15 protein-coding genes are annotated in these 20,269 nt (G+C 62.1%); 3 read left to right on the top strand and 12 right to left on the bottom strand.

Annotation, left to right across the window (positions count from 1 at the left end):
- Positions 1-3: 3 nt before the first annotated feature.
- From EKO19_RS37550 to EKO19_RS37505, 10 genes are all read right to left on the bottom strand, one after another.
- Positions 4-951 (bottom strand): branched-chain amino acid ABC transporter permease, encoded by a 948-nt coding sequence (locus tag EKO19_RS37550; RefSeq protein WP_129782577.1) that lies wholly within the window; start codon positions 949-951, stop codon positions 4-6.
- Positions 948-1,823, bottom strand: coding sequence for a branched-chain amino acid ABC transporter permease (locus EKO19_RS37545; RefSeq protein ID WP_129782576.1), 876 nt, complete (start codon positions 1,821-1,823; stop codon positions 948-950). The genes EKO19_RS37550 and EKO19_RS37545 overlap by 4 nt, the downstream gene beginning before the upstream one ends.
- Complete coding sequence (locus tag EKO19_RS37540; protein WP_129782575.1) at positions 1,823-3,028, bottom strand: ABC transporter substrate-binding protein; 1,206 nt, start codon at positions 3,026-3,028, stop codon at positions 1,823-1,825. The genes EKO19_RS37545 and EKO19_RS37540 overlap by 1 nt, the downstream gene beginning before the upstream one ends.
- A 3-nt stretch (positions 3,029-3,031) precedes the next feature.
- Positions 3,032-3,802, bottom strand: coding sequence for an SDR family NAD(P)-dependent oxidoreductase (locus EKO19_RS37535; protein ID WP_129782574.1), 771 nt, complete (start codon positions 3,800-3,802; stop codon positions 3,032-3,034).
- Positions 3,803-3,825: 23 nt separating this feature from the next.
- A complete protein-coding gene (locus tag EKO19_RS37530; RefSeq protein ID WP_129782573.1) occupies positions 3,826-5,313 on the bottom strand; it encodes an aldehyde dehydrogenase in 1,488 nt (495 codons plus the stop codon).
- Positions 5,314-5,316: 3 nt separating this feature from the next.
- Entirely contained in the window at positions 5,317-7,122 is a 1,806-nt protein-coding gene (locus EKO19_RS37525; RefSeq protein WP_246039051.1) for an amidohydrolase, read from the bottom strand.
- A 23-nt stretch (positions 7,123-7,145) separates the two neighbouring features.
- The gene (locus tag EKO19_RS37520; RefSeq protein ID WP_129782571.1) at positions 7,146-9,248 is read right to left on the bottom strand and encodes a TonB-dependent siderophore receptor; all 2,103 of its coding nucleotides are present in this window, start codon (positions 9,246-9,248) and stop codon (positions 7,146-7,148) included.
- Between the two features lie 123 nt (positions 9,249-9,371).
- Positions 9,372-10,625: a cytosine permease gene (locus EKO19_RS37515; protein ID WP_129782570.1), complete on the bottom strand. Its 1,254-nt coding sequence runs from the start codon at positions 10,623-10,625 to the stop codon at positions 9,372-9,374.
- Between the two features lie 15 nt (positions 10,626-10,640).
- Positions 10,641-11,765, bottom strand: a complete 1,125-nt coding sequence (locus EKO19_RS37510) for a DUF917 domain-containing protein (RefSeq protein ID WP_129782569.1) — start codon at positions 11,763-11,765, stop codon at positions 10,641-10,643.
- Complete coding sequence (locus EKO19_RS37505) at positions 11,762-13,321, bottom strand: hydantoinase/oxoprolinase N-terminal domain-containing protein (RefSeq protein WP_129782568.1); 1,560 nt, start codon at positions 13,319-13,321, stop codon at positions 11,762-11,764. Before EKO19_RS37505 ends, EKO19_RS37510 begins: the two co-directional genes overlap by 4 nt.
- 147 nt (positions 13,322-13,468) lie before the next feature.
- Between EKO19_RS37505 and EKO19_RS37500 the strand changes: the two genes are divergently transcribed.
- The 3 genes from EKO19_RS37500 (at position 13,469) to EKO19_RS37490 (ending at position 17,866) form a co-directional block, all read left to right on the top strand.
- Positions 13,469-16,153, top strand: a complete 2,685-nt coding sequence (locus EKO19_RS37500; RefSeq protein ID WP_129782567.1) for a LuxR C-terminal-related transcriptional regulator — start codon at positions 13,469-13,471, stop codon at positions 16,151-16,153.
- 123 nt (positions 16,154-16,276) lie between these two features.
- Positions 16,277-16,537 carry a helix-turn-helix domain-containing protein gene (locus EKO19_RS37495; protein ID WP_129782566.1) on the top strand — a complete coding sequence of 87 codons (261 nt, stop codon included), beginning with the start codon at positions 16,277-16,279 and terminating at the stop codon, positions 16,535-16,537.
- Positions 16,538-16,579: 42 nt separating this feature from the next.
- Entirely contained in the window at positions 16,580-17,866 is a 1,287-nt protein-coding gene (locus EKO19_RS37490; protein ID WP_129782565.1) for a type II toxin-antitoxin system HipA family toxin, read from the top strand.
- A 42-nt stretch (positions 17,867-17,908) separates the two neighbouring features.
- On the opposite strand, the gene EKO19_RS37485 is transcribed toward EKO19_RS37490, so the two are convergent.
- Positions 17,909-18,172 carry a hypothetical protein gene (locus EKO19_RS37485; protein ID WP_129782564.1) on the bottom strand — a complete coding sequence of 88 codons (264 nt, stop codon included), beginning with the start codon at positions 18,170-18,172 and terminating at the stop codon, positions 17,909-17,911.
- Between the two features lie 124 nt (positions 18,173-18,296).
- On the bottom strand, positions 18,297-20,132 hold the full coding sequence (gene glmS / locus EKO19_RS37480; RefSeq protein ID WP_129782563.1) for a glutamine--fructose-6-phosphate transaminase (isomerizing): 1,836 nt from the start codon (positions 20,130-20,132) through the stop codon (positions 18,297-18,299).
- Positions 20,133-20,269: the final 137 nt, after the last annotated feature.

Below are 20,269 nucleotides of genomic sequence, written 5' to 3'. Positions count from 1 at the left end.
GAATCACGTCCGCCACTTCGAAACGAACCAGCCTGCGATTCCCTGCGGCAACAACAACGCGAGCACGGCGAGCAGCACCGCGTAGACGACGATATCGCCGCCCGGCATCGCACTGTAATCCCGCAGCAGAATGCTGAAAGGCACGAGGACCGCCGCGCCGACCAGGGGCCCCCACAGTAGCGACATGCCCCCCACGATCGAATACACCAACATCTGAATCGACAGCTCGACGCCGAGCACCGAGCGCGGATCGACGAAAGCAACATAGTTCGCATAGAACGCGCCGCAGAGTGCGGAAATCCCGGCGCTGAGCATGAAACAGCGCAGCTTGAATGCCCGGGCATTCACTCCCAGCGCTTCCGCCGCCTGCTCATTGTCGCGCAGCGCTCGCCAGTAGTAGCCGGTGCGCGACCTCATCAGCGCCTCGCCGACGCCAATGGTGCCGATCAGAATGGTCATGATGATCAGCGCGTACGGCCACTTCTCGAAGAACTGCAACTGCCCCGGAATATCCGTCGAGGAAATCGGCATGATCATGCCGTCCGAGCGACCCAATGTTTCCGTCGCCGAGACCATGAAGAACGCGACCTCGCCAAACGCCAGCGTCGCGATGGCAAAGAAGTAGCCGCGCAGCCCATAACGAAAGCAGAGCATGCCGATGACGAATGCCGCAGCCACGGCGAGCCCCATCCCCATCGGCCACGTCACGAGCGGCGACCACCCATGAACAGACACGCCCCACGCAACGCTGTATGCACCGAGCCCCACGAACAACGCATGACCGAGCGACATCAGACCCGTCAGCCCGGCCATCATGTTCCAACAGACGGCGAGCGTCCCGTAGAAACAGGTGAAGATGAAAATATCCAGGTAGTAACGATTGCCGCTCACCGCCGCGAAGACGACCAACAGAACGGCGGTCACCATCGTCACAGTGCGAAAGCTGCTCATGCCCGGCGGCTCCGGTTCATCAACCCTTCCGGCCGCGTCAGCAATATCAAGATCAGGATCACGAACGGCACGGCGGCCGCGACCGAAGCGGAGAACCACGCGCCGGCGATGCTCTCAGCCAATCCGACGATCAACGCGCCAAGCAGCGCGCCGGTGAAATTGCCGAGTCCGCCGAGGATGACGATGACGAACGCCTTGAGCGTGAACAACGCTCCGACATGCGGGTTCACATACAGAATGGAAACCAGCAGCGGCCCGGCCACGCCGAGCGTGCCGATGCCCACCGCCATCGCCCATTTATAAACACCGGTGACATCGATGCCAGACAACGCCGCGCCATCGCGCGACTGCGCGACCGCACGCATGATCAAACCGAAGTCGGTCCGTTGCAGAACCAGGTAGAGCGTGGCGAGCAAAGCCATCGAGATCCCACAGGCAATCAGCTGATTGACCTGCACGACGACAGGCCCAAGCTCCACACCTGCGACGGCGCGAGCTTGGGTCACGAGCATGTTGTCGCCGGTGAACGCAACCAATGCCAGATGCTGGAACAGCATCGACAGCCCGAGCGTCACGGCCATCTGATTGATCTCCGGCACCCGCAGCGCGAAGCGCATGACGCCGCTGTATAACAGTGTGCCCAGAATCATCAGCACCGGCGTCACCAGCACGATCGCGACGATCGGATCGATACCCAATAACGACCACGCGAAATATCCCGCGTACATCGCGATCATCAGAAACTCGCCGTGCGCGAAGTTGATGATGCGCATGACGCCGAACACCAGCGTCAGTCCCACCGCGATCAGCGCGTACATCGCCGCGTTCGCGAGGCCGCTGACAATGGCCTGCAGGAAGATATCGAGCGACATCAGTGTGCCAACCTGAGCGATTGGCCGGCGACGGCTTCGGGCCAGATGGTGACGAACCGTCCGCCGATGACTTGTGAGATAACGTTGCCGACGTTGTTCTGGCCGGCTGCGTCGAAAGCCAGCGCGTCATTGGGCAGCAACGAAGCCGGACCGCTATCGAGACGCAAAGCCCGCAACGAATCACGAAGTTTGATGGGATCGCGACTTCGCCCCGCGTCGGCCGCGAGCGCAATGGCCCAGGTTGCGGCATAGGCCTGCGCGGCGTTGCTCAAAGGCATTTCACCGTATGCGGCCTGGTAGGCCTCCGCGAAATGCTCGGTGGCCGCCTTCTTCAAATCGGGCATCCATTCAACGATGCCGAACGCGCCTTCGACCATCGGCCCGAGCTGCAACAAGGTCGGATGCACGTGTCCTCCGCCATAGCCCAGCACCCTCGGCTTGTATCGCTGAGCCGCGAGCGCACGAAGCAGCACGACCTCATCGTCGACGTAACAAACGATCAGCAGCAGATCCGCGCCCGTGGCCTTCAGTTTGGCGGCCTGAGTGGACATGTCGGGCGAGCCGGTGCGAAACGTTTCCTCGCCGACGATGTGAATGCCCTGCGCGGGCAACCCCTTCTTGTAACCCTTCGACACCGCCTGGCCGAAAGGCCCGTCCTCGTAGGCAAGCGCAACCTTGTCGATCGCCACGCCCTTGCCGCGCAGATAGTTGATGAAGCTGCCGACATCCCGCGCGGCCCAACTGCCCTTGGGTGAGACTCTGAATACGAACTGCAGATTGCGCTCGGTGATCGAATCGGTGACGGCACTGGTCACAATGAAGGGCGTGCGATAACGCTCGGCCACTTGCATCGAAGGCATCGTCACCGCCGACGCCCAGGCCCCGAGCAACGCGCTGACTTCATCGCGTGCGATCAAACGCTCGGCGGCGTGTCGGCCGACCTCAGGTTTCGATTGAGTGTCGGCGATCAGGAGCTCGACCTTCGCGCCCTCTAAACCTGCAATGCCACCACCGGCATTGATCTCTTTGACCGCGAGCTGATGTGCTTTGACCAGACGCGCGCCGTCCGCCGCCGTCGCGCCCGTGATGGGCGCCAACACGCCGATCTTGAGCGGCTCGGCGGCATGCGCCGATGCGAAGAACGCCGCAGCCAGTGCGACCGCGAGCTGCGCCAGCAATGCCGCTCTTGTCGCTGCCCTATCCATTCATCAGCGCGCCGTGAATCCCCCGTCGATGGGAAGCGCCACGCCCGTCACAAATGACGCGTCGTCCGACGCGAGCCACAACGCGGCGTGCGCCACTTCCTCGGCCTTGCAAAGCCGGCCCATCGGCACGTTGGCGAGCAGCCGCGCTTGATTGGCGGCCGCCTCCGCGGGATCGCCGGAGCGACCGGTGAAACCGCTCTTCATCGGCGTATCCGCAAGCCCGGGACACACGACATTGACGCGCACCTTGTCGGCCGCGAAACGCAGCGCCAGGGATTTGGTCAAGCCGACCACCGCGAACTTCGCCGCCGAATAGATCGGGCTGAACATCGAACCCACCAGGCCGGACACCGACGCAGTAAAGATCAGCGATCCGCCACCGCGCTTGCGCATATGCCCGATGACTTCACCAGCACCGAGCACCGCGGAAGTCACATTCAACGTGATTGCTCGATCGTACTCGGTGAGATCCAGAGCTTCGACGCTGGCGGGTCCAGGAATACCGGCATGCGCCCACAGCACATCGATGCCACCCAGCTTGGCGGCAGCCTCATTGATCGAGCGACGCGCCTCTTCCGTGCGCGACAGGTCAGCCTGAACGGTCTCGATGGTGTGACCTTGCTGCCTCATCAGCGCCGCGAGATCGGCGAGCGCGCCCGCGTTGATATCGACCGCCGCGACCTTGGCGCCTTCACGCAAAAATAACTCGACGCCCGCGCGTCCCATTCCCGATGCCGCCGCGGTGATGACGGCGAGTTTGCCTGCAAGGCGCATGAATCCCCCTGACCGATCGACTTCTATTGAGCGTAGGCGTCCGGAAACCGGCCGGCGGTGCTGATGACAGTCGTGCGTGTTTCCAGATACGCATCGAACCCCTCCAGGCCGTTCTCACGTCCCCAACCGCTGGCCTTGAAGCCGCCGTAAGGCGTCGACCAGCGAATGAAGCGATACGTGTTGACCCAGACGATGCCCGCTTCGATGCGCGATGAAACCCGCAGCGACCGGCCGACATCTCGGGTCCACAACCCGGCGGCGAGTCCATAGGAACTGTCATTGGCCATCGCAATGGCTTCCTCTTCGCCATCGAAGGGAATGAGCGCCGCCACCGGACCGAAGATTTCTTCGCGAGCGATACGCATGTCGTTGCGAACGTTGGCGAACACCGTTGGCTCGATGAAATAGCCGTCGGCGAGCTCGCCCTCGCTCAAGCGGCGGCCGCCGGCCACCAGCTCAGCGCCTTCATTGCGACCGATATCGATGTATGAAAGCGTCTTCGTGAGCTGCTCGGAATGCGCCTGCGGCCCCATATGCGTGCTTTCCAACAATGGCATGCCGACACGCACCCGCTTCGCGCGACGTGAAAACTCAGCGACGACTTGATCATAAACAGGCCGCTCAACCAGAACGCGCGAGCCCAAGGCGCAGCTCTGGCCGCACAGTGCCCACGCCGAACCGGTCGCGGCATTCAGCGCCTGCTCGATGTCGGCATCGGCGAAGATGATGTGCGGTGCCTTGCCGCCGAGCTCGAAGGTAAACCGTTTGAGCGTATCCGCACCGGCGCGCAGAATGGATTGAGCCGTCGCGCCTTCGCCGGTGAATGCGATCTTGTTCACGTCCGGATGTTGAACGAGCCGTTCGCCCGCGCCGCCTTTGCCGTAGCCCGGCACGATGTTTACGACACCCGGCGGAAAGCCGGCTTGCTCGAACAGTTTGCCCAGCTCCAACGACGTCACAGGCGTTTGCTCGGCTGGCTTCAACACAATCGTGCAGCCCGCGGCGAGTGCCGGACCGAGTTTCCACATCGCCGCCATCATCGGCACATTCCATGGCGTAATCGCACCGACGACACCAACCGGCACGCGCGTCGTGAATGCGTGCACGCTGTCGTCGATCGGAATGGTTCGGCCAGAATTCTTGTCCGCCATCGACGCGTACCAGTGATACGCGGTGGCGTGACCGCCAATATCGACCCGCGATTCACGGAGCGCGCGTCCGTTATCGCGCGTCTCCAGCACTGCGAGCTCGGGCGCTCGCTCGCGATACAGATCGGCGAACCGGCGCATCAACGCGGCACGTTCATGACCCGGCATCCGACTCCACGGGCCGAAGGCCTTGCGCGCGGCGGCTACCGCTTTGTCGATATCCTTCGCGCCACCATACGCAACCAAGGCCCAGGGTCTGCCGGTCGACGGGTCGATGCTCTCCAGCATCCCGCCCTCTTCCGGCGCGACCCACGCGCCACCGATAAAGAGCTTGCGATACTCGACCAGTTGGTCCGCGCCCATGGTCTATTCCCCGACAGGCGCGGACACGGCATTCAGATCGCCATGCACCGCTGCGCCAGCAAACATCGTCAGCAGCACTTTGGTACTGGCGATCTGGTTGGCGGGAATCTTGAACAGATCATGATCGAGCACGACCAGATCGGCGCTCTTGCCCACCACCAGCGAGCCGCTGCGATCCTCCAGATGCATGGCATACGCTGAATCGATGGTGTAGCTCTCGATGGCTTGTTGCAGCGTGACCCGCTCTTCGGGCGCCAACAGCTCGCCATCGGTCGAGCCCGGAGCCAGCCGCGTCAACGCAACTTCGATGCCTTCCAGCGGATTGGCGGAAGCGACCGGCCAGTCCGATCCATACGCAACCCTTCCTCCAGCGTTCAGCAGGCTCCTGACCGGATACATATGCTCCATACGCGCCGGCCCGACGCGATCGCGTACCAACACCATGTAGTCATCCATGCAAGCCCACAACGGCTGGAAGATGACGACGACACCAAGGTCCTTGAATCGCGGCAGATCGTCTTTGGAGATCAGATTCACATGCGACAGCAGATGCCGATGGTCCTTCGCGCCGTTCTTCTCGCGAGCCGCGGCGAACGAATCCAGCGCGGTCCGCACCGCTTGATCGCCGATCGCATGGATGTGAATCTGAAAATCGGCGGCATCGAGACGAGTGACTGCGTCTTTCAACACCGCCGGATCGATGTGCAGATCGCCTTTGAATCCGGGCATGTCGGAGTACGGTTCGATCAGCGCCGCCGTGCGCTGTGCCGGCACGCCGTCCAGCAGAAACTTCACCGATCTCGCAGGCACACCCGCGGCGGCAAGCTTCTCGGCAGCGGCAATCAGATCTGGAACCTGCTCGACACCGCGTTTCTTGTCCCACGCGAGCGCCAGGCGAACGTGACCCTTCAGCGTGCCGTTCTTCGCCATCGCGGCGTAGGTCTGTGGAACGCCGGGCGGAATCGCCTGGCCGGGCTCATCGCCGGAGATCGGCACGAGGGCGTCATGCCAGCCGACGATGCCGTTGCTGTTGAAATAGTCGCGTGCGTAGCCCAGCGCTTGCTCGCGAGCCTTGTCCGAGGGCGGCGGGAGTTTTTTGACGATCAGCTCCACCGCCGCTTCCTGGAACGACCCGATGGGCTCGCCTTTCTTGTCACGATCGATGCGACCGTTCGGCGGATCCTGGGTGTCCCGCGTGATGCCCGCGACCTCTAGGGCTTTGGAATTCACCCAGATGCCGTGTCCGCCGACGTTCGTGAAAGCCACCGGCCGGTTCGGCACGACCGCGTCCAGTAGCTTTTTGTCGGGCACGCCATCGGGAGGAAACAAACCGTCTTTCCAACCCGAGCCATAGATCCACCCGTCGCCGGGTTCGTCGGTCGCGCACTTCGCGATGATTTTCTGATAGTCCTCAGGCGAGTTACCGTCGTAGAGATTGCAGCCGGCATGACTCAAGCCGCCCCACACAGGATGAGTGTGCGCATCGTGAAAGGCCGGCAACATCAGCCGGCCTTGCAGATCGACGATCTTGGTCTGCGCACCGATCAGTGCAGCGGTATCCGCATCGGCACCGACGGCGGCGATCTTGCCGCCACGAACTGCGATGGAGGTCGCCGTCGGCTTGCTGGCATCGACGGTGTAGATGGTCCCGTTCTTGAACACCAGTTCCGCCGCGCTTTCGGCTGCCGGCTGAGGCGTTTGCTTCGAGCACGCCGTAGCAAGTGCCACTATCGCTAAGGCCACCAGCCGTGGCGTCATGCCGCGAGCGAGGCGCCCCGGTGCGCGCTCACTCTTGCTCATCGAATGCATTCGATCCACGCTGTCTCCCGATCTCAGAATTTCTTGCTCACGGTGCCGAGGATGCTGCGCGTCTGTCCCGGCGTGCACATCCCTTCGAACGGCACGGCCCACGCGGCGCAAGTGGCGTAGTACTCCTTGTCGGACACGTTGTTCACGTTGAGCGACAGGCTCCAGTCTTTATAAGTCGCCTCGGCGCTGGCATCCACCAGCGTGACGGCTGGCGTCTTCTGGATCTGGTAGTAATCCAGTTTGTCACCCACGCGTCGCACGCCGGCACCGAAGCGCATCGTGAGGTCGTTGTTGACGTACAGCATCTGGCTCAACCACAACGAAGCCAGATGATTCGGCAGATCTTCGATGCGGTCGCCCGCCGGATGCGACGAGGTGCCTTCGAGCACTTCCGCATTGGTGTAGCTCCAGCTGGCGTTGACGCGCAGGCCCATGTCGAAGCTGACTTCCGCCTCCAGCTCGACGCCCTTGGAACCGATCACGCCGCTCTGGATGAAGTTCTGCAGGTTGCTCGGATCGCTGGTGAGGAAGTTGCTGTCCTCGATATCGAAGTAGGTCGCGGTGATCAGGCTGTTCCGGAACGGCTGCCACTTGATGCCGGCTTCGTACTGCTCGCCTTCCTGCGGCTTGTAGGGATTGCCGTAGAAGTCGCCACCGAAGATCGGCGAGAACGATTCGGAGTAGCTCGCGAACGGCGAGAAGCCCTTGAACACTTCGGCGATCACACCGACCTTGAACGTGGTCGCGTCGATCGTGTCCTTCGGGCTGAGCGTGGCTTCGGAAGTGGCGCGATCACGGCGCACACCGAGCACGAACGAAACGCGCTCGCCGACTTTCATCTGATCCTGCAGATAGACGCCGAGCTGGGTGCTGCGGCTGTCGAACCCATTGCTGTAGCCGTAATTGAACGACTGCCCGTACACCGGATTGTAGACGTTCAGCGGGATCGTCATCTGCTCGAAGCAGCCCGGATAGTAGAAGACGCACGAATAGCCTTCGCGACGGTCCTGCTCGAACAGCGTGTAGTCGATGCCGACCAGGATCTTGTGGCTCAGCGGGCCGGTCTGGAAATCGAGCTGGGCATGATTGTCGGAATTGACGATGGTGTAGGAGTCATCGAGCAGATAGAACGCGCGCGTCAGCGTGGTCCGCTGCGGATCGATGAATGTATCGACGCCATAGTTGAAGGTCGGATAGACCTCGCCGTAGTCCACCGTCTGATCCAGGTAACGCGTGTTGCTCGACACCGCCACCAGATCGTTGAAGCGATGATTCACCAGCAGGGTAATGGCGTACTGGTCGGTCTTCATGTGATTGAAGTCCGGCTCACCGACAAAGAAATCGATGGGAATCTTCGGATTGCTGGCGCTGGCCTGCAGCGTCTTGGACATGGGCAGATAGGTCTGCGTGCCCATGTCTTCCTTCTGATACAGGCCGATCAGCGTCACGTCGGTGTTCTCGCCCGGCTTCCAGGTGAACGACGGCATGGCGACGTATTTGTCGTTCGCCTGGCCTTCCCACATCAGATCGCCGTTGCGCACGACGCCGACGAAACGTGCCGCGAAGTCCTCACCCAACGGACCGGTGAGATCCACCTGGAGTTGCTTGCGATCCCAGTTGCCGAACTGCACGCCGATCTCGCCGCCCATCGTGAACTGCGGTCGTTTGCTGACCGCGTTCAACAAACCGCCCGAGCTGCCGGCGCCGTACAACACGGCCGACGGGCCGCGCAGCACTTCCGCTCGTTCGAGGGTAAAGACTTCGGTGGTCGAGCCATACAGCCCCTTCGGCGTTTTGTTCAGGCCGTCGAGATACTGCTTCAGAGCAAAGCCGCGCGCCGCGAAGTAATCCGACCGCGTGTCGCCGCCGGACAACTCGGTGGCCACGCCGGCGGAATAACGAAACACTTCCTGATAACTCGTCGCGCCGCGTTCCATGATCTGCTCGGCGGTGACGACGCTGATGGATTGCGGAATCTCGACGATCAGCGTGTCTGTCTTGGTCGCGGCGCCGGCACGATCCGCGAGGACCGTCACTTCCTCGAGCGTTTCTGCGTCGGCGGCGTGCGCACGTTGTGCCGAAGCGAGCGCCAGCGCACAGGCAACGGCCATGGAAATCTTGTTCATCCTTCACTCCCCATGCTGATCTTTGGAAATATCGCCAGCGTTGCAATGGAAGCTAGGGCTCGAAGCCGACGGTGGCTAGCCCACTACCCACCGCCCGTCAGGAACTACCCGCGCAGGCGTCCCTCATACCCGTCCGCGTCGCGACCAAATGCCGTAAATCAATGACGCGGCGAGCGTTGCGTCGAGCGCGGGCACCGTGGTCAACGTGAAGAAACCGGAATTGGCGAGCAACGCGATGCCGGCCGATACAACCCAGGTCACGATGGCCGGCCAGTGCACGGGCGCTCGCGTGCTGTTCGAGCGGAAGGCGTCGATCACATAGATGGCCGCGATCGGCGGAATGATGGCGCCGAGTAGCAACAGGAACGACACGAACGCGTCCAGAATGCCGCCCACCGCGATCAACGAACCCAGCAGGCCAGCGACCATCGTGAACTTCCACTGCGGAACACGAGGGAACGTCGCGGTCAGACTGAGGCTGGCTGAATACAGATTCGCGGAATTGATGGTCCAGGTGGACAGAATCAGCACCAGCAGCGCCGGCACGCCGAGCCCGAAGCCGATGATCAGCTTCATGATGTCGATCTCACCGGTCGCCAGCACAGGAATGGCGGCGGCCAATGTGAGCAGCGGCGTCGCCACAGGAAATGACAGCACCATGCCCAGGATGGATTCGCGAGCTGAACGGATATAGCGCGTGAGATCGGGCATCGCCGCGACGGTGAGCATGTTGCCGCCGATCAGCGCGGACAGCGCGATTCCAAAGGTCATCGGCTCGGGTGGCGTCGGATCGGGCGCGGATACGACACCATAGCGACGCACCGCCATGACCACTACCGCGCCCAGGATCAATGCAAGAATGGGCACAGCGAACAATGCCAACCGGTCGAGTGCGCGAAAACCGTAGATCGTCGTGATCGCCATGAGCAAGCCGCCGACGATCACGAACGCCGCGAACGGACCCGAGACCCCCAGGACTTCCTGCGTGCCCGCGACCATCGCGTCGCCAAAGAACGCTGCGTTCACGCCGAACCAGCCGAAGTGCACGAATGCGATCGCGATGTTCACCAGCGCGGCGCCCCGGATGCCGAAGGATCGCTGTACCAGCAGATAAGTGGTGAGCCGCGTTCGCACGCTGACCAAAGAAGTGAGGCAGCCCATCGCGCACAGGATCAGTCCAGCGACGAATCCCACCAACACCGCATCGCGCATGCCCAGCGCAGCCGAGATTTGCGCGCTGCTGAGAAAGCTGGGCAGCGAGATCGCGAACCCGATCAGGATGAGCGCGACCCGCCAGCCGCCGACGGTTTCGCTCTCCGGCACCGGCGCGTTGGCGAAGTGCTCGGTGGTCTTGGGTTCGTTGACGGCACTAACCATGGGTCGACAGGAACCTCAGGTCCATCCGTTGAGCTCGGCGATCGAGCGATAGGGTCCGGCAAAGCCGAAAGCAGCGGGCCCCAGCACGGCCAGGGACTGTGGCGAACACAGTGCTTGCGGAGCGCTCGCACCGACGACCTTCACGCGCTGACCGTATTTCAGACATTCGGTAACGATGGTCTCGGCGGTCTCGCGATCGAGAATGCTGATGATGTCGGGCACCAGCGCGCGCACTTCACCGTTCAAGCGCGCGATCAGATTCTCGTTCTTGAATTCCACTTCCATGCGCTGCCCGCCGCCGAACGCATCGATCACCGCGCGGCCGACCGAGAAGCCGTTGCGGGTCTCGCGTTTCAGATCGACGATCTTGCCGTCGAACAGCACGCCGGCCTTGCCGAACTGTCTGGAAGACTTGAGCGTTTTAAACAGCGCTTCGAAAGGATCGTGCCCGGCCTCGCGCGCGATGCGAATACTGCTGCCGATGGCGAGCGCATCGGAGATCGTGCCTCGTAGCGCGTTCGCCTTCATTTCACGAGCGAAGGCGGAGTATTCAATGAGATGACATGAGCCGCCGAGCGTGACCGCGACCGAGCGAGCCAGGCGCTCCTCGCTCACGTTGTCGACGGTCTCCAGCACGACGCAATTGCCCTTGTCGTCGGTGAGGATGGCGGGACACGCCTGCTGGCCGCGGATGTTGAAGATCACCATTTGCGATTCGGGGAAGGCGCGACCCATGCCGTCGCAGTCCACGACCGGAACGCCGGCTCTGAGCGCAAGCACGAGCGCCGCGAGGCCATTGCTGCCGCCGACTTCGACAGGCAGTACCGCATCCACCCGTCGGCCAGAGATCGATTCCAACTTGCGCAGGCCCTGCAACGCCTCGCGTCCGCTCGGAAGTTTCTCCGCTGAGATCGTAGGCGCGCCGATCCAACCGCACGGTGCGAGGAATGCATCGTCTGGCAACGACGCCACATCGATGAGCTCGACGACATCGCCATCCGCCAGCGCCGCCTCGATCTCCATGAACGCGGTGTGCGGATCGCCACCACCGCCCGAGCCGAGGAATGCACAACCACGCGCCAGGTCGGCGACGTCCTCGAGCGTCAGCGTCTTGCCTTTGAGTTTGGGGGATGCGTTCATGCGGCACTCACCCCCAGATCTCCTACCACCTTGGCGCGCAGCTGCACGGTGTTGCCGGGAAGATAGGAAAGATACGTTTCTTCGACATCGACGAGTCGCACCGTACTCGCGTCGGCGCCAGCGGCAATCGCCCGCTCCGCCGCTTCCCGCTCGATCTCCTGGAGCGCCTGGTCGCGATCCTGACTGTCGTAAGCCACGATGCGGTCGACTTCCGCGCCAACCTGAGCAATGGCAGCGCCCACCGCATTCGCCACCGACGCGTGCTCGGGCTTGACCACTTTCGATGCGCCTTTCAATTCAGACGGGACCAGCATGCTGCCGCCGCCGACGAGCACGACGGGCACATCGGCCGCCGCGGTCTTCATGCGATCGATGCCGTCTTCGAAGATGGCGCGGAAGCGCGCGAGGATTTGTTCGGTCACGCCGTCACGGAGCGCCGGGATTTTCTCGGGACTGCCGAAGCGCGCCAGCCCGGCTTTCACCGCGATATCGCTGGCGGTGAGCGTCGATCCGCCGAATAAACAGCCTTCTTCCGACAATCGATAGCCCACCGAATCCGGACCGATCGCGAGCAGCCGGCCGTCGTCGTCCAGATCGATCCGTGTGCCACCCCCCAATCCAATCGACAGGATGTCGGGCATGCGGAAGTTCGTACGCACCCCGCCGATGTTGACCGCGATGGAAGATTCGCGCGGGAACCCATTCACCAGTGCGCCGATATCCGTCGTCGTGCCGCCCACATCCATCACGATCGCATCTTGAATGCCAGTCAGAAAGGCCGCGCCTCGCATGCTGTTGGTCGGGCCGGAGCCCAAGGTGAGTACCGGATACTGCGCGGCGTACTTGGCGGAGATCAATGTGCCGTCGTTCTGGCTGACATAGAGCGGCGCGCGAATGCCCATATCCGAAAACGCGCTGGTGAACGAAGCCATCACGTGCCGCGCCATTCGCGACAGCGAGGCATTCAGGATGGTCGCGTTCTCACGTTCCAGAAAGCCGATGCGTCCCAATGCGCTCGACACCGTGATGGAGATCTCCGGTGCGACTTCCTTGACGAGCGCCGCCGCCCGCTGCTCCATCGATCGATTGATGGGCGAAAACACGCACGAAATGGCCACGGACTGCAGTCCCTTCCGGCGCAATTGCAGAGCCGCGTTACGCACCGCATTCTCATTGAACGCCGTGTTCTCCTGACCGTCGAACTCGTAGCCGCCGGGCAGCTGAAAGCTCACGCCGCCGATACAACGCTTCAGATCCTCGGGCCAGCCACTCATCGGTGGCAGTGCTTCGCCGGCTGCTCCCGCCAGGCGCAATACGCCGACGCCGAGCAACCCTTTGCGCTCGACCAGTGCATTGACGAAGTGCGTGGTGCCTATCATCACGCCTTCGATCTGCGACGCCTGGACGGCGGCAGCATCGAGCACGGCGCGAGTTGCGCTCACAATGCCGCTGCTGACGTCGCCGGTGGTCGGCCGCTTTGCCGAGCCCAATACGGTCCGTCCTGAAACCAGAACGGCGTCCGTATTCGTGCCCCCTACATCGATACCCAATCGCATGGACGGGGAGTCTACGTGGACGGGTCCACCCGCCTGGCGCTAAGACGGGTAGGACTTCCGGTGCCGGTGGGCAGTCGGATCGGAACGGTGGCTGACGCAATTGATTTGCTATGCTCGGCCGAGTTCCGACCTTTACCATGGCATCCCGTGAACAGCCTCGGTGATCCGATACTCACCAAGACCGCGCCGTCGGCTCGACCGAGCCAGCACGTGCCGCGCGATCTGCTGATTCGACGCCTGGCCGACGTGACCTCCCGTCGGCTCACTCTCCTGCACGCGCCCGCCGGCTACGGCAAGACCAGCTTGCTGTCTCAGTGGCATCGGCTGCTGGCGGAACGCGGCATCGAGGTCGCCTGGCTCACACTGGAAGAAGAGGAGTCCGACGCGGCCCGGTTCGCCGAGTACCTGATGGTTGCAATCGGCGGCGGCAGCAGCGGCGAAAGCATGCCGACCCGCGCCGCGCTGTCCGCCATCGTGAACCGACTGTCGCTCGCCGAACGCGACACGGTCCTGATCCTCGACGACTTCCATCGCGCCGAAAGCGAGGATGTGCTTCATTTCATGCGCGGCTTGATCAAGCTCGCGCCCGCACGGCTGCACGTGGTGATTGCCTCGCGCGATTATCCCAAGCTCGGGCAGGCGGTACTCGCGGCGAATGAGGATCTGGTCGAGATCGGCGTCGACGATCTCAAGTTCACGCTCGACGAAGCGCAGGTGCTGCTGAACCGCGCGGCGTCCGAGCAGCTCGCCGGCGACGACATCGCGAGACTCGTGAAGCGCACTGAAGGCTGGCCCATCGCACTCCAGATGACTGCTTTGTCGTTGCGCAAAGGCTGCGATCGCGCCGACCTGATCGCCAATTTCTCCGGGCCGGCGTGGGAACTGGCGAGCTATCTGTCCGAGCAGGTGCTGGCGAGCCTGCCGCCGGAGATAGAGAACATCATCACGCGGACCGCGATTCTCGAGCGCTTGAACGGCGATCTGGTCAATCTGCTGTGCGCGCGTACCGACGGCCAGATGATGCTGGAACAGTTGGAAAAGCAGCATCTGTTTCTGATGCCGCTGGACGCGCAGCATGTGACCTATCGCTATCACCAGCTGTTCGCTCAGATCCTGCGCGACCGGCTGGTCCGCCGTGATCCGGCGTTGTTTCGCCAGCTGCATCGTGAGGCCGCGAATTGGTTCAGCTCGCATGGCCAGATGGCGGAAGCGGTGGCTCATGCCATCGGCGCGGCGGACGAAGAGTTTCTGGCCGTCATTCTCGACGATGCCGGCGGCTGGCGCATGATTCCGGAAGGCAGAATGGAGACGCTGCTCGCGGGCCTCACTCATGTTTCCAGCGCGACCATCGCGCGCTATCCCCGCCTCACGCTGGCAAATGTGTATCGCCTGATCAAGCAAGGCGAAATGACGACGGCACGCACCAGCTACGATCTGTTCCGGAATTCCGTGGACCGCGCCAGCCTGCCGCCGGATCTCTGGACGGAAGTGAACCTGGTCGGCGAAGTGCTCTCGGAGTACGAGAACGCGCCGGTGAAGCGCGAAGACCTGCTCGCCAAGGAAGCGCTGATTCTGAGTCTGCCATCGAACGATCACCTGATGCTCGCCAATGTATGCGAATCGTTGGGTGAACGGTATTGCGATTGCGGCTGGCTGGAGCGTGCGCTCGAGCCGACACGCCGTGCGCAGGAGCATCATCGGGCGCTCGGATCGCTGTATGGCGAGATGTTTGCTCGTCTGCTCGAAGCTCGAATCCGACTGGCCCAGGGTCGGCTGGATGAAGCTCAGGGAGTCTTGAAAGAAGCTGCCGCCGACATCCATCGCGCTTACGGCCCACGCTCCGACCTGGCCGCGAACTGCGCCGTGTATCAAGCGGAGACGCTGTTCGAGCGCGATGCCATCGACGAAGCGCTGGCGCTGCTCGATTGGGCGCTGCCTCATATGGAACAGTCGGACGGCTGGTTCGAGATCTACGCCTCCGGGTTCTGCACCGCCATTCGGGCGGCGTTCGGCAAGAGCCCCGCGGAAGCGGAACGTTTGATCGCGGGGATGCGGACGATCGCCGATCGGCGTCATCTGAAACAACTGCAGATGCTGGCGGATATTTACCAAGTCGAGGCGCTGATTCACGCCGGCCGGAATGAATCCGCCAGTCAGCGCGCGCAGGAGATCGGCATTCGCGACATGGCGGCGGCGATGCAGGAAGAGATTCCTGCTTACCGGCATGTCGCGTTGGCGGCGTCGGTGTGTCTTGCGAAGATTCATCTGTGCAGCGGCAATCCTGTCGACGCGCTGTCTGAAATCGAGAGCACCGAGCGCTGGGCTCGACAGCACGGTCACGGCCGGCTGTTGATCACAGTATGCATCCTGGCCGCGCACGCCCATCGGTTGGCGAAAGAGCCGGAGCGCGCGACGGCCCGCTTCGATGAAGCGGTGAGCATGTCGATGTTCCAGGGGTTCATCGGACCTTTCCTGGATTGCTGGCGCTTCATCAGTCTCTCCGCCACCGTCGACGCCCGTCAGAGCACGATGCGTCACACGGATCGCTTCCGCGAAAATTTCCTGCGCCGGTTGCGCAAATCGTTGGAACGACATTCGGCGCAGAGTCGCGAGTCGACCTTGCTGAGCGGGCCGGAGCTGTCGACGCTCAGGCATCTGGACCAGGGATTCACCAACAAGGAAATCGCCCGGCTGCTGAAGATCTCACCGAACACGGTGAAATATCATTTGAAGTCTCTCTACGAGAAGCTCGGCGTGAACTCTCGCAGAGATGCGGTGAGATTGTCGCGGGAACAGAAGCTGCTGGATGGCGCGCCGTCCGGCGGGCTGTAGCCGAAGTGCTAGGCATCACTCGCACCCTTATAGGGTATATTTCCAAGTTATCCCTCACGGGGTATAATTGCATATATATCCCATAGGGTATAAATTGCAGCTATACCTTAGAGGAGCCCTTAGATGGACGTTGTCGCGAGAACTCCGGCCCAGCTCGGCGCCGCCCTCAAAAGCGCCCGCATTCGACGGGGGCTGTCGCAAACAGAAGCGGCATCTAGCGTCGGCGTGAAGCAAAAAACCGTCTCATCTTTAGAGAACATTGGCGCGAAAACCAGCGTGGAGACTCTTTATAAGATGCTTTCAGCGCTGGGCCTCGAGCTGGTGATCCGTGACAACAACCACGGAGACGTGCCCGCGCGCGATCAAAGCTCGAGGGAGTGGTAACTCGTGCCGCGCCCCTCATCACGCCGCGACCTTGGCGTCTGGATGAATGGAGAGCGCGTAGGAACATGGACCTCTCGTCCTGGCCGCCCGGATGAATTCGTGTATGCGGAGGAATGGCTCGCCACTGCGGATGCTCGTCCTCTGTCGCTATCGATGGTGCTGCAGCCCGAGCCGTTCAAAGGACCTCGGGTCGCCGCCTTCTTCGACAACCTGCTTCCCGACAATCAACGTATTCGTCAGCGACTGCAACGGCGCTTCGAGACCGCCACCACCGGTGCTTTCGATCTGTTGATGGAAATCGGCCGCGATTGCGTGGGCGCAATTCAGCTGTTGCCAGAAGACAGCGCTCCTCCCGATGTTCGGACCATTACTGCGGAGCCGCTATCTCCGACTCAAGTCTCGCAGCAACTCTCGATGATGCTGCGTGCCCCACCGGGCAGCCACGCCGAGGACGATGATTTCAGAATCTCACTGGCCGGCGCTCAGGAGAAAACAGCGCTGCTGCGACTCAAAGGGCAATGGATGCGTGCCAAGGGCACGACACCTACGACACACATTCTCAAACTCCCCCTTGGAACCGGCGGCGGCGGTATCGACCTGACGACCTCTGTCGAAAACGAATGGCTGTGCGCACAGATTCTGAAAGCCTACGGCGTGCCCGTCTCGAACTGCTGGATAGAGACGTTTGACGAATATCGAGCTCTCGTCGTGGAGCGCTTCGACCGCCGCTTCTCCTCGGATCGTTCATGGATCATCCGCCTGCCGCAGGAGGACATGTGCCAGGCGACCGGTTTGCCCAGCGATCAGAAATACGAAGTCGATGGCGGACCGGGCATACGAGTCATCATGGATCTGTTGCTGGGCTCATCGAATGCACAGAACGACCGCAAGGACTTCTTCAAGACGCAGCTGCTGTTCTGGATGCTGTGCGCTATCGATGGCCATGCGAAAAACTTCAGTATCTTCCTGGAACCCGCCGGCGCCTATCGTCTCACCCCGAGATACGACATTCTGTCGGCGTATCCCGTGCCGGGAACCTCCACCGGCAAGCTCTCGCCGAAGAAAGTGAAAATGGCGATGGCCGTGGACGGTAAGAATCGGCACTACCTTTGGGATTCGATTGTGTATCGACACTGGCTGGAAACCGCTCGCAAGACCGGCATGTCGGCCGTTTTCCAGACAGTGATCGACGAGTTGGTCGATTCGACCCCGCGGGTCATCGACACGGTCGCAGCCCTGATTCCCAAGAAATTTCCAGATGCCGTTGCCGCGAGCATTCTGGAGGGGTTGCGAAGTGCCAGCTTGCGATTGAGCACACCGGGCACCTGACGCCCGGATCGCTCAGCTCCGGACGTCGCCATTGGTGCCAAGTCAGCCGTTCGGCTGCTCCTGCATCTTCATCTGCTCCTGGCAATATTTCTTGAGCTGATCCTTGGACCTGGATGAGTCCTTCTGATGCTCTTTCTTCATGCAGTCCTTCATCATCTGCTCGTGCATCGACTGCTGCTGATGCGGAGTCGACGCGCTGCTCGGATCGGTCGAGCTCGGCGGGGGTTGTGGTGTCTGGTCCATGGCGAACGCGGTCGACGCGACGGACAACAACATCAGCAGGGCGATTTTGGAAGGGCGGCTCATGACGGTATCTCCGCAGCCTGGGGTTGAGCCACAGTGGCACGAGACCGGCGGCCATACAATCGGCCGCCATCCGAGTGGCCGTCGGACGGCGCCGCCGGCCACGCAGGACACCGACTACGGGTGATTATTCCACCGTCACTGACTTCGCCAGATTCCGCGGCTGATCCACATCCGTGCCCTTCAGGATGGCGCAGTGATACGCCAGCAGTTGCAGCGGCACGGTATAAACAGCGGAAGCCTGGAAGTGGCTGACGTGTTTGGGCATGGTGATGACAGTGACGCCTTCGGACGGCTGGAAGCCCGAGTCCGGGTCGGCGAATACATACAACTCACCGCCACGCGCCCGCACTTCCTGCAGGTTGGATTTCAACTTCTCCAGCAGGTCGTTGTTCGGAGCGACGGCGATCACCGGCATGTCGGCGTCGACCAGCGCGAGCGGGCCATGCTTCAACTCGCCGGCGGGATAGGCTTCGGCGTGAATGTATGAAATCTCTTTGAGCTTCAGCGCGCCTTCCATCGCGATCGGGTGCATCTGACCGCGACCGAGGAACAACGCGTGATGCTTGTCGGCGAAGCGTTCGGCGAGCTTCTTGATGGTCTCGTCGAGATGCAGGGTCTTCTCGATCAGGCTCGGGATTTCGATCAGACGCTGCACGAGGCCGCGCTCGCGCTCCGGATCGGTGCCGTGGAACTTGGCGAGCGCAATGACCAGCATGCCGAGCGCGCACAGCTGCGTCGTGAATGCCTTGGTCGAAGCGACACCGATTTCCGGGCCGGCGCGAGTCAGCAGCACCAGCTCGGACTCGCGAACCAGCGAGCTTTCCGGGACGTTACAAATCGACAAGGTCGAGAGATAGCCCGACTGCTTGGCCATGCGCAGCGCGGCCAGCGTGTCGGCGGTCTCGCCCGACTGCGAAATGGAAACAAACAACGTGTTCTTGGGCACGACCGGATTGCGATAGCGATATTCGCTCGCGATCTCGACCCAGCACGGCAGACGCGCGATCTGCTCGATGTAGTACTTGGCCACGGCGCCAGCGTGATAGCTGGTACCGCACGCGACGATCTGCACGGCTTCGCAACGACGGAACACTTCGGTCGCGAGCGGTCCGAACGCGGCTTCGAGCAGCTTGCCGCCGGCGACGCGTTCTTCCAGCGTCTGCGCGATGGCGCGCGGCTGCTCATGAATTTCCTTGAGCATGTAATGCGCGAACTCGCCCTTCTCGGCCGCATCGGCGGACAACTGGCTTTCGTGAACTTCGCGCAGGGCGTTGTTTCCTTCGTGATCGAGAATGCGCACGCTGGTGCGGCGGATCTCGGCCACGTCGCCTTCGTTGAGGAAGATGAAATTGCGCGTCACCGGCAACAGCGCGGCGACGTCGGAGGCGACGAAATGTTCGTTGTTACCGACGCCAATCACGACCGGACAACCCGCGCGAGCGAGGATCATGCTGTCGGGCGCATCTTCGGAAACGACGGCGAGCGCATACGCGCCTTCCAACTCGGCGACCGTGGCGCGCACGGCGCGGAAAATGTCGCCGAGCTTCTGCTTGTGGAAGTGAATGCGATGCGCGATCACTTCGGTGTCGGTCTCGGAGGTGAACTGATAGCCGAGCTTGGTCAGCTCCTCACGCAGCTCTTCGTGGTTTTCGATGATGCCGTTGTGAACGATGGCGATGCCATCCCGCGAGATATGGGGGTGGGCGTTACGCTCGGACGGCACGCCATGGGTAGCCCAACGGGTATGCGCGATGCCCAGGTGGCCTTCGACCGGAGTCTCGGCGAGGGCATCCTGCAGCTTGCGGACTTTGCCGACAGTGCGCAGTCGGCGCAGGTGGCCGGTACCGTTCAGAATGGCCAGACCGGCCGAGTCATAGCCGCGATATTCCAGACGCCGCAGGCCTTCGATCAGGATGGGAACGATGTTGCGATCCGCAATCGCGCCGACGATACCGCACATGGGAGATAGGGGTCCGTTTTAGCCGCAGGTTTATAAAAAGAGAGTGTAGCCGACCGGGGTTCCCTGGGGCTGCGGAAAGTCTCACAGGTCGGCACTCGGGCGGGAAGCGACCTTAAGGCCGCTGGCCGACGCCCCTC

The sequence above is a fragment of the Peristeroidobacter soli genome (assembly GCF_004138485.1).
In the GTDB taxonomy this organism is placed as follows: Bacteria; Pseudomonadota; Gammaproteobacteria; order Steroidobacterales; family Steroidobacteraceae; genus Steroidobacter; species Steroidobacter soli.
The sequence above is the reverse complement of the archived record's forward strand: the minus strand, read 5'-3'. Positions and strand labels throughout refer to the sequence as shown.